At 44.3% G+C, this 10,638-nt stretch carries 6 protein-coding genes and 1 pseudogene; 6 read left to right on the forward strand and 1 reads right to left on the reverse strand.

Annotation, left to right across the window (positions count from 1 at the left end; genetic code table 11):
- Window positions 1-253, reverse strand: a 253-nt coding sequence (locus Q0277_RS08750) for a hypothetical protein (RefSeq protein ID WP_297997320.1), incomplete at its 3' end; no start/stop codon positions are given.
- 126 nt (window positions 254-379) lie between these two features.
- Here Q0277_RS08750 and Q0277_RS08755 point away from each other — a divergent pair.
- The 6 genes and pseudogenes from Q0277_RS08755 to Q0277_RS08780 form a co-directional block, all read left to right on the forward strand.
- The gene (locus tag Q0277_RS08755; protein WP_297905105.1) at window positions 380-754 is read left to right on the forward strand and encodes a hypothetical protein; all 375 of its coding nucleotides are present in this window, start codon (window positions 380-382) and stop codon (window positions 752-754) included.
- 531 nt (window positions 755-1,285) lie between these two features.
- Complete coding sequence (locus tag Q0277_RS08760; RefSeq protein ID WP_297997321.1) at window positions 1,286-3,445, forward strand: STT3 domain-containing protein; 2,160 nt, start codon at window positions 1,286-1,288, stop codon at window positions 3,443-3,445.
- Window positions 3,446-3,605: 160 nt separating this feature from the next.
- Window positions 3,606-4,190, forward strand: a complete 585-nt coding sequence (locus tag Q0277_RS08765) for a hypothetical protein (RefSeq protein ID WP_297997323.1) — start codon at window positions 3,606-3,608, stop codon at window positions 4,188-4,190.
- A 353-nt stretch (window positions 4,191-4,543) separates the two neighbouring features.
- Window positions 4,544-6,826 carry a 5-methyltetrahydropteroyltriglutamate--homocysteine S-methyltransferase gene (gene metE / locus Q0277_RS08770; RefSeq protein WP_297997325.1) on the forward strand — a complete coding sequence of 761 codons (2,283 nt, stop codon included), beginning with the start codon at window positions 4,544-4,546 and terminating at the stop codon, window positions 6,824-6,826.
- Window positions 6,827-8,280: 1,454 nt separating this feature from the next.
- Window positions 8,281-9,840, forward strand: a complete 1,560-nt coding sequence (locus tag Q0277_RS08775; protein ID WP_297997327.1) for an MBOAT family O-acyltransferase — start codon at window positions 8,281-8,283, stop codon at window positions 9,838-9,840.
- Window positions 9,841-10,638: pseudogene (locus tag Q0277_RS08780) on the forward strand (hypothetical protein); the annotation flags it as partial.

Below are 10,638 nucleotides of genomic sequence, written 5' to 3' on the forward strand. Positions count from 1 at the left end.
CCGGCGGCTCGCATGGCATCCTCGTCGTTGTCGTAATCGTGCATCTTTGGCGCGCTATTTGATAACGAGTAAATTCTGCCAGTAAAAATTTTGATGCTCGCTTACTTTTACGTTGCAATATGAGGGCTGCGTTTTGGGCGAGTATGCCGCGAGTGATGTCTTGGATCATAGCGCTGTTTGTTTGGCTAAGCGCGCTCGCGGCGTATTTAAATAAGTAAATTTTAAATCGCAGCGAAATTTTATAATTTGCCATCGAGTTCAGCTCTGTTTTAAACAGACGAGCGGTTTCTTAAATTTAAACTCTAGCTAAATTTAGACCGAAATTTTTAAGTAAACTTTGCTATAATCGCCGAAATTTTGAAAAAACCGAGGAGAAAATATGAAATTGATTTACGCCGCTTGCGTGCTCGCCGTGTTTGCTTCGGCTCAGACCGAAACTGTGCAGGTGCCGGACTTTGCTAAAAGCTCGATGAAGACGCATGAGCAGGCCGAAGAAAAACTAATCGCAAATGCCCTAAAAGGCGATCTAAGCCAGATCGCAAGTGACCTGAAGATCGATAAAACGCTAAAAGGCGGCGAGTCGCTTGTCATTAACGGTGCGCATTACAGGACGATCGAGGGCGACAGCACACAGTGGAAAGAGGGCGACGCCGTGCGCCTACTAAGCGGCAACAAGGACGGCCGCTGCCTAAGCTCGATCATGCTCAATCTCCGCACAAAAACCGTCTGTAAATTTATGTGCGACGCATATTAGGCGAGAATTTCGTCTAAACCACAAAAATCCACCGGCTCGGCGTAAGTTTCTTGCAACGACCGGTTGTTTCTGCTATCAAGCCCTAGCATAGATCGTTAAATATATGCCTATGAATAAAACGTTATTATATATTTTTTTAAAAGCGTTCGTTATGTTTATTGTCCTATATTTGTTCATTCCGCACCCAGAAGATGGAATTTATAATATGCTAGATATACGCATGTTTATTGGCTTAGTGTTGTTTTGTATCTGCCTTATATTGGATATTTAGTTTACATCTTAATCTCTATCTTTACATATCGTATTTTTTGATGGTCGCCAAAATTGCACATCACAAATTTAAATTCTAAACGGCTTAACTTGAGTTGTTTTTAAAATTTTGCTTTTAATATCGATAAATTCTGCTATAATAAACGCAAATTAAACAATGTCGTTAAAGATGTAACGCGAGTGCGATAAAGCAAGTAAAATTTGTAGAGGCAAATTTTAACCCTGCCGCTCGGTACTTCAAACGGCGAATCAAGGAAAAAGATGCAAAAATTTAGAATTACAAACGGCGAATGCTCCCGCATGGATATTTTTCTGATTATGACGCTGGTTTATATATTCGGCGTGGCGTGCAGGTTTTTTTGGATATATTGGGCTAGCGGGATCGAGCAGTTTTCTTTTGACGGCGAGCTCATCATGACTACAAATGACGCCTTTGCCAATGCCGAGGGCGCGCGCGATATGATAGCGGGCTTTCATCAACCTGGCGATCTTAGCCCGTACGGCGCGTCGATCCCAACTCTAGCATTTTTACTTAGTAAAATTTTACCCGTCAGCCTAAATAGCATTACGATCTATATGAGCGTGTTTTTAGCGCCGCTGGTGGCCGTGCCGATTATTTTGATAGCAAGAGAGTATAAGATCCTGGGCGCCGGCATCATCGCGGCGCTGCTTGCCACCATATTGCCGGGATATTATATGAGGACTTTGGGTGGGTATTTTGATAGCGATATGTTAAATATCGTCCTGCCCATGCTGACAATCTGGGCTCTAATCAGACTCACTCAAAACGGCTCGCAACTAAATTTAATCTTGCCCGCGGTCTTTATGGCGCTTTATAGCTGGTGGTATCCAAGCTCGTATTCGTTAAATTTAGCCATAATGGGCATGTTTTTATTTTACACTTTGATATTTGATAGACGAAATGAGATAAATTACAAAGCTACGATTCTTATGGCGGTAGCGGTGATAAATTTTAAAACATACTATGGCGACTATACGATAATAGTAAATTATATTTTATTGCTTAGAATCGTGCTTATCGCGTCGTTATATTTTTTAATGATTAAAATTCCAAGCTCTCAAAACAAGAAAATTCTTTGGATATTGGGTGTTTTGGTAGTTGCTTTGTTTATATATTTCGGTGGGCTTGATCCTATCTTGAGTAAAATGAGAGCATACGTCGGCAAGAGCGTAGGTAAAGTATCGGGTGCTTTTTATTTCTATGGGGTCGGAAGCACAATCAACGAAGTAGCCAATACGGATTTTATGAAATTTATGGGCTATTCTAGCGGAAATATTTTTATATTTATATGCGCTATGGCCGGCTTAATTTTTATGTTTATTAAATTTCGCTCGTTTATTTTGGCTTTGCCGATGCTATTACTTGGATTTTTGGCATTTTTCGGCGGAGTTAGATTTACGATGTATATCACGCCGATTGTAGCTTTCGGCTTTGCTTATTTTCTATATTTTACTTTAAATTATTTTGATATCCGAGCTTGGCTTAAAAATTCTATGCTAATCGTGCTGACTTGTTTGGCACTGCTGCCAAGTCTAGATTATATTTATAAATTTCGTGTCGCGCCAGTACTTATGAGGGATGCCGTGGCTCCGCTTGCCGAGCTAAAAAATAAAGTAAATAGAGAAGATTATGTCGTTTCGTGGTGGGACTATGGGTATTTGATCAGATATTATGCCGACGTAAAAGTGGTAGCCGATCCCGGAGGGAGACAGTTTGGAGATTATGCATTTTTAACGGCCTTTTCTTTCAATAAAGATCAGATAAGTTCGGCTAATATGGCGAGGTTGAATGTCGAATATATCGAAAGGCGTATGAATGAAAATTTTAGCTCAAGTTTGCTTCAGATGCAAAAGGATTATAATGAGCCCGATATCAATAAATTTTTAAAATCCTTGGAAAATAAAAATTTTAAACTTCCTCAAAAAACCAGAGAGGTATATTATTACTTCGTACCGCGTATGCTGGATATGCTTCCAAATATTTTAAAATTTTCCGCTATAGATATAACTACGGGCGAGGAGTTTTATACACCATTAGCTTATGTAGGATATGACATTAGGATGGGTGAAGACGGAGCGAGCATAATAGTGGGCAGTGAATGCACATTGCCTAGCGCTGATCCGGAATATCTGATTCATGATGGTGAAAAAATGAGTATTAACTCCTACTATCATGTAGGCGAAGTAGACGGCAAACTCGTTAAATTATCAAAGCAGGTAGATGAAAGCTCCGATTTGTTCGTTATATTTTTGCCAGACTATCAAAGGATTTTGGTTTTGGATAAAAGGGTCTTTAACTCGACGTTCATCCAGCTTTTTGTATTGGAAAATTACGACAAAGAGCTATTCGAGCCGGTTTCTTTAACCGATTCTGCGAGGATCTATAGATTGCTAAAGTAGGCTTAGAGATCTAAAAGAAGTATAGAATTGCAAGGCCTAGTATTTCTTGTTGTGTTGAATACCCTCCTATTTGTCGGGTGTTATATTTACTTTAAATTTGGACCACGTTTTATAAGCTAACGCTAACATAGAGGTTGAAATTTCACCGAAAGGAGTAAAGATGAGAAAATTAGTTGCAAAAGTGGCGCTTCTTAGCTCTTTAGCTGCAGTAAGCGCGATGGCGGAGGGACTTTTCATAGGTGGCGAAGGCGGATACAATTTCAAAAACCAAGCCGCAGGTTTTGATGACGGACAGCCGCAAATCGGCGTTAAGGCCGGATATGACTTCGGCACGTTTAGGGCCTACGGCGGGTATTTTTACGGATTTAAGGGCGAGGATTCCAGCTCGAATGTCAATTCGAAAAGAAAGGTTAAATGGAGCACGCACGATTTCGTAGCCGGTGCGGATTTTACGCCGGAGCTTTTCGGTAGATTTAAGCTCGTCCTAGGTGCTTACACTGGGCTTTCGGTGCTAGATACTGAAGTTAAAATAGACTATAGCAATGGCGGCTGGGTTAGAGCGGACGATACGCTGGGTGGCTTCATTTTGGGCGGCAAGATAGGTACTGCGTATGAGTTTGGCTCCAATAGCGAGATTGAAATGGGCTTTAAAGCAAGCAAGGCGTGGTACAAAGACGGCGATTATATCGAAGATAACGACGGTAAAAAATACGGCGTTTACGCAGGATATAATTATAAATTCTAAGAATTTTCATATTTGAGGCATTGCACTGCTTTCATAGAGCCTTGATGCTAGTGGCTTTGCGGTGTGTCAGGTAAGGCTAGCTTCGTCGCAAGGCTTTACTAAGTTTTAGTAGAATCTTGCGATGAGGTTTAAATTATGATGAATTTAACGCCTTTAAATTCAATCCTAAAATTTTAACTTACGGAATTCCGTCGATAAAAATTCCATTTCAGATTTTATCGAGAAATTCTACCCCTGCGCTTTTGGATAAAATTTCGTTCATTTTCGAGATTAGATTAAAATTTTAATAGCGGCAAAAGAAATTTTAAGATAAAATCCAACCTTTAATATCAAATTTTACGTAAAGGATTAAAATGAAAAGTTACGTCACGGGCTTTCCGCGTATCGGGGAGCAGCGCGAGTTAAAGAAGGCTTTGGAGAGCTATTGGGCGGGCAAGTGCGATTATGACGCGCTGGAGCGGGCCGCTGCAGAGCTAAAAGATCGCCACATCAAATATCAGCTGGACGCTTGGAGCGGTCTAATTAGCGTAAACGACTTTTCATACTATGATCTGATGCTCGATACCAGCGTGCTTTTCGGCGTGATCCCGCAGCGCTTTGCGGCTCTTTCAGCACACGAGCAGTACTTTGCGATGGCGCGCGGCAGCAAAGACGCAGTCGCGATGGAGATGACGAAGTGGTTTAACACAAACTATCATTATATCGTGCCAGAGATCTCTGCGTATACGGAATTTAGCCTAAATCCTAGTAAAATTTTAAGCGAGTACAAGGCTGCGAAGAATAACGATTTTAAGGATTCCTGCGCGCTAAAGATAAATTTAATCGGACCTATCACCTATCTCGCGCTTAGCAAATCAAGCGACAAAAGTGATCCACTCGCGCATTTAGATGCCCTTGTCGCGAAATATGAGGAGCTGCTAAAGCTTCTTAGCGAGCTTGATAGCGAGGTCGTGGTTCAGATCGACGAGCCGATTTTCGTAACGGATCGCGCGGCTGAGCTAGCGCCAAAGATCGAGCCTGTTTATCAGCGACTAAGCAAGGCTGCAAGCAACGTAAAAATCATCTTTATGACCTATTTCGAGCACGCGACCGAGGCCGTACGCGAGATCGTTAAAACGGGCGTTTGGGCGATCGGGCTTGATTTCGTTTACGCAAGCGAAGAGAATATCGAAAAAGAGCTTCAAATTTTAAAAGACGCCAAGACCGTGCTTTTTGCGGGCGTGATCGACGGGCGCAATATCTGGAAGAGCGACATCGACAAAAAGCTCGCTCAGCTCAAAGCCATCGAAGCCTACGTGCCTAAGGAGCGCATCTATGTGGGCACCTCCTGCTCGCTTTTGCACGTGCCTTTCACGCTAAAATATGAGGACAAGCTAAGCACCGAGATCAGATCCTGGCTAAGTTTCGCGGTCGAAAAGTTAAGTGAAATTTCTATTTTAACCCATCTTTTCTTTGAAATTCCGATGTGCGAACACGGCATGAAAGCTTACGAGGAAAATCAAAAATCCGCTAAAACCCGCGCTAGCTCGCCTCTAATTCACGATGAGCGAGTTCAAAGCCGCGCCGCAAATTTAAATAAATTCGAGCGCGCCGATCGCTACGAGGATCGCATCAAGGTGCAGAAAAAGGAGCTAGGCTATGGAATTTTACCTACCACTACGATCGGCTCCTTTCCTCAGACTGCCGAGCTTCGCCAGGTTCGCAACGCCTATAAAAAGGGCTTAATTGGCCGCGAAGCCTACGAGCGTGACATCAAAGCCTACATCGACGACTGCGTTAAATTTCAAGATGAGATTGGTCTGGACGTGCTGGTTCACGGCGAGCCTGAGCGCAACGATATGGTTGAGTATTTCGGCGAGCAGATGAGCGGATACGCGTTTAGTGCCAACGGCTGGGTGCAGAGCTACGGCAGCCGCTGCGTGAAACCGCCGCTACTTTTCGGCGACGTGAGCCGCCCAAAACCGATGACCGTGGAGTGGATCAAATACGCCCAAAGCCGCACTAAAAAGATTATGAAGGGCATGCTAACGGGACCTGTTACGATGATGAACTGGAGCTTCGTGCGCGACGATAAGCCTCGCGATCAGATAGTAAAACAGCTCGCACTTGCGATTTTCGATGAAATTTCGGATCTGCAAGACGCGGGTATCAAGATCATTCAGGTGGATGAAGCTGCGTTTAAAGAGGGCTATCCGCTTAGATCCGAAAATATCCCTGCGTATGAAAAATTTGCCGTCAGCGCCTTTAAGCTCGCCGTTAGCGCAGCCAAAGCGCAGACGCAGATCCATACGCATATGTGCTATTCGGAGTTTAACGACATCATCAAGACGATCGAGGCGATGGACGCCGACGTAATCAGCATCGAAACCGCTCGCAGCGGCAATGAGCTGCTTAAAATTTTTAGATCGGTCGGCTACAAGCAGGAGGTCGGCCCCGGCGTTTACGACATCCACAGCCCGCGAATTCCTAGCGTACATGAGCTGGTAAGCCAGATCCGCGCGCTGCTTGAGGTGCTTCCGAAAGAGCAGCTGTGGATCAACCCGGACTGCGGCCTAAAAACTCGCAAATGGGAAGAGGTGGAGCCGAGCTTAAAAAATATGGTCGAAGCGGTTAGGATCATCCGCACAGAAGCATAAATTTCACGCAGAAAAAGACTTTGCTGTCGGGCAAAATTCCGCCCGGCAGCCGTTTTGCGATAGAATTATGTGGAACGTTTATTTCGAGTATGGATTGTTAAAACAGCTGCGCGAAATTTTACTTCGAGCGAGTATTAAAGGGCAGTGCGAAATTTCACTGCGTCTGCTTGGCAAGCATATTTGATAGCTGCTAAGTAATACGGCGATGTGAAATTTTGCGCGAGATTTACGGATTTCTCAGTTGGGCATGCGCGGGATCTTTTTAAAATGCGACGTAAAATTTCATCTCGACTGCTAGCTTGGAATTTCATCGTAACTGCTCGCTTGCTTGAGGTGCGGAGCGTAAATTTTATCGTGATTGCCCTGAAGGCGGGCTGGGGCAAGCGATAAAATTTTAAATTCTCGCAAATTGATCCCTTGTGCGTACAAACCTAGCCAGCCGAATAAAAAACGCTGGAATTTGCAATTTTACGCGGCGCTTTATGAACTGTTTACGCCGCTAGATTAGAATTGCAAAACGCGAGCCAAAGCCGGTATCGTTGCGCTAGAAATTTTAAATTGCAAATTAAAATTTACATTATCTCGTTAGAATGGCTGGGTTACGAAACGAGGTCCAGCTCTGCTACGTTAAATTTCAGCTCAAACTAAAATCTGTGTAGCCGCATTAAATTCGAGTTAGAGCCAAAATTTACGACGCGGAACTCATTGATTTTAACTTGTGTTTTTTGTAAGAAAGAACGAGCGAGGCTAGCGCAAGGCGCGTTTGCGTTACCATAAAATTAAAAGAGCCTTTATGGCGGCGCAGATCTGCAATTTGTAGTAAAAATTAAAAGCCATGATTTTGGCTTATAAGGCGCAGGTGCAGCTTTTAGATGGTTTCTATCACGCTTTAAAGTGAGATTTTACTTAGTAATTTTGCGCGGCAGATTTTAACGGGCGGAATTTTATTATCGCTGCAAAATTTTTTGGCTTTTAAAATTTTGCTTTGTAGAATTTTAGCCCTCATAGTTGTGATGAAGTGTGGCTCATCTTATTTTGTAGGATTTTAGTGGCATCGCGCGCGTCTAATTTATATAGCATGATTCCAAGGCGCTTATTTTGAAATCTTTCGGGTAGAACCTGCGAGACTGCGTTTGTGAGGTTTTATAAGAATTTGATGGCAAACCGCTCAGCGCGTTTAAAAATTTTATTTGTGCGCCGAGCCCTCATTTGCGTTTCAAATTTTGCCATTGTGGTGGAATTTTGCTCACGTGGCAAGGGCTTGCTGCAAGCTGTCCGTGAATCTAAGGATTTGGACGCTAAATTTATTAGCGCGTTTAGCGACGTAATGCTGTGCCTGCGCATAAAATATTGCGCTGCAAGCGATTTAAAAAAGCTTTTTCGCTTCGTATAAATCTCACGCCGCAAGCGTTTAAAAGCCGCAAGAGCTTTAAAAATTTAAATTGGAAAGATTAATGACATTTTTTTCGCCTGAGTTTGTCCTTGCTTTTTTAGTGTTTTTAATCGTTTATTGGACGCTCAAAAATCATATTTTCGCGCAAAAAATCCTGATCCTGTTAGCAAGCTATGGCTTCATGTGCTCCGTAAATCCGCGCTTTGCGCTGGTACTTGCAGCCTATAGTGCTTTCGTATATTTTGCAGGTGTGTGTATCGCGCGCGCTAATCGCGTAGCCGCAAAAGCCATACCGCCCGCAAAGCAGTCTTTGCGCAAGAAAAAGCTATCGCGTAAAGCGGCAGCCAAGCAGATGAGCGCAACAAAACAAGCTGGCATAGTCAAGCAGGTGCAAGAAGCGGGGTTAGCGAAGCAGATTCCGTTACCAACTGCGAAGGCGCGTGCGGTGATGCTTGCGGCGGTTGCTTGCGGCTTATTTTTTCTCGCATTTTTTAAATATTATGGCTACGTCAGGGAGTTTTTCAATGCCGCGCTTGCCGCACTGCACCTAGGTGCCGTAGATAGCGTGGCGTTTCCGCTTGGAATTTCATATTATGTTTTTATGTCGATCACCTATTTCGTCTCGGTTTATAGGCGCGAATGCGGCGAGCAGGGCTTTTTGAGCTTGGCGTGCTTTTTAGCGTTTTTCCCTAGCGTCGTGATGGGTCCTATCGGGCGCGCTAGCGCTGCCAAGGGCGTAGAGCCAGTACTGCCGCAGTTTGATCGCTTCAAGCACTTTGGCAATGCCGATGAAATTTATGTGCTTATAATTTTTGCCTTAGTTAAGCTGCTACTTATTAGCGGCTATTTGGGCGTGTATTATAGCGATGTGATTTCGGGCGTTTACGGCGATGAGCCTGAGTCCTCCGCGGCGCAAATTCTAGCTGCACTGCTACTTTATGGCGTGGTGCTTTATACGAATTTTAGCGGCTTTATCGATATGGCGCGGGCTCTTGGGCTTACGATGGGCTTTAAGCTGCCTCAGAATTTTAATATGCCCTACGCGGCTAAGAATTTAGGCGAGTTTTGGGATCGCTGGCATATCAGTTTATCCACGTTTATACGCGATTATATTTATATCCCGCTTGGTGGCTCGCGCAATGGCTTTGCGCGCACCTGCGTAAATTTGCTAATCGCGTTTGCGCTCTCGGGCATTTGGCACGGTGCGGGATTAAATTTTTTGATTTGGGGGCTTTTGCATGGAGTGGCGCTTGTATTTTTAAAATGTCTTGCCAAAGTGGGCGTAAAGCCGCTAAATCCGTATTTGGCACTATTTTGTACCTATATTTTTGTAAGTTTCGCTTGGATTTTTTTCGCCAATTCCCTGCCAGATGCGGCGGCGATTTTGAGCGCTTTTACCCGCGCGCGAGTTTTCGGAGATATTAGCGAGCTAGCGGTGCTTGCGGTGATTTTAGCGGGGATTTTTGTTTATCCTAAAATTTCAGCTCTTAAAGATACTTTAATCGCGCTTTTTGCTGAGCTGCCGTTTTTGCCTAAAGCTCTCGCGCTCGGCGTGATATTCACGCTAATTTTCGCGCTGATGCCAAGCGGAATTCCAAATTTCATCTACGCAGGATTTTAGATGCTTAGGTTTGTTTCGACTCTGCTTTTTGCGCTGCTTTTCTCGGCATTTTTTATGCAAGGCTCGCTGCTTTATTATTTGGAGCAGCGATTTCACGATGACTTTGGGCTAGAAGAATGGCTGCGCCGCTCGCCGTTTCGCGTAGGTGGAGAGATCTACGAAAAGATTGCAAATGGCGCAGATAGGCTTGAGCAGCGTATCAAAGGCGAGGATATTAGCAAGGATGAGGACGTAAGTCCGCATAGTGGAAGCGAAAATTTTAAAAAACCTGTGCAAGATCGCATGGCGGAAAATCAAGCTTTGCAAAGCACGAGGGTGCGAGATCACGATGCTTCGCAAAGCGTTAAGCCGCAAGGTAGCAAGCCGCAAGCCCATGCCGCGAAGAATTCTGCCTTAAATAATTCTACGCATCATTTAAAGACGCGCGATTCTGCGCAGGAGCCTTACGAACAAAATTCCATCCCTCAAAATTCTACTTCGCGAAATTCCGCGTCACAAAGCCAGACTACAACAAGCTCTGTGCCACGCAGCTCCTCTGCGTCGCAAAATCCCGTCACGGCAAGCGCAACCTTGCAAAGCGGCGAAAATTCCGATTCTCAACTTCCCGCTCCGCAGGCTTTGGAGCAGAATTTAACGACGCAAAGCTCCGTGGAGGTTGATGCTAAAATTTCGCTTAGCGACGATGGCAAGATCCGCCTAAATGCAGGCGATGAGGTGCTTTTTATGGGCGATAGTCTGATGCAATACGTGGGGATGAACGCTAAGAAATTTTTCCCGAAGCGGAGCCTGAGAGTGATC

Source organism: uncultured Campylobacter sp. (assembly GCF_938030815.1).
In the GTDB taxonomy this organism is placed as follows: domain Bacteria; phylum Campylobacterota; class Campylobacteria; order Campylobacterales; family Campylobacteraceae; genus Campylobacter_B.

Excerpts from the sequence above, each read along its gene's own strand:
- Q0277_RS08755 (WP_297905105.1), top strand. The coding sequence starts at position 380 with ATGAAATTGATTTACGCCGCTTGCGTGCTCGCCGTGTTTGCTTCGGCT.
- Q0277_RS08760 (WP_297997321.1), top strand. The coding sequence starts at position 1,286 with ATGCAAAAATTTAGAATTACAAACGGCGAATGCTCCCGCATGGATATT.
- Q0277_RS08765 (WP_297997323.1), top strand. The coding sequence starts at position 3,606 with ATGAGAAAATTAGTTGCAAAAGTGGCGCTTCTTAGCTCTTTAGCTGCA.
- metE (WP_297997325.1), top strand. The coding sequence starts at position 4,544 with ATGAAAAGTTACGTCACGGGCTTTCCGCGTATCGGGGAGCAGCGCGAG.
- Q0277_RS08775 (WP_297997327.1), top strand. The coding sequence starts at position 8,281 with ATGACATTTTTTTCGCCTGAGTTTGTCCTTGCTTTTTTAGTGTTTTTA.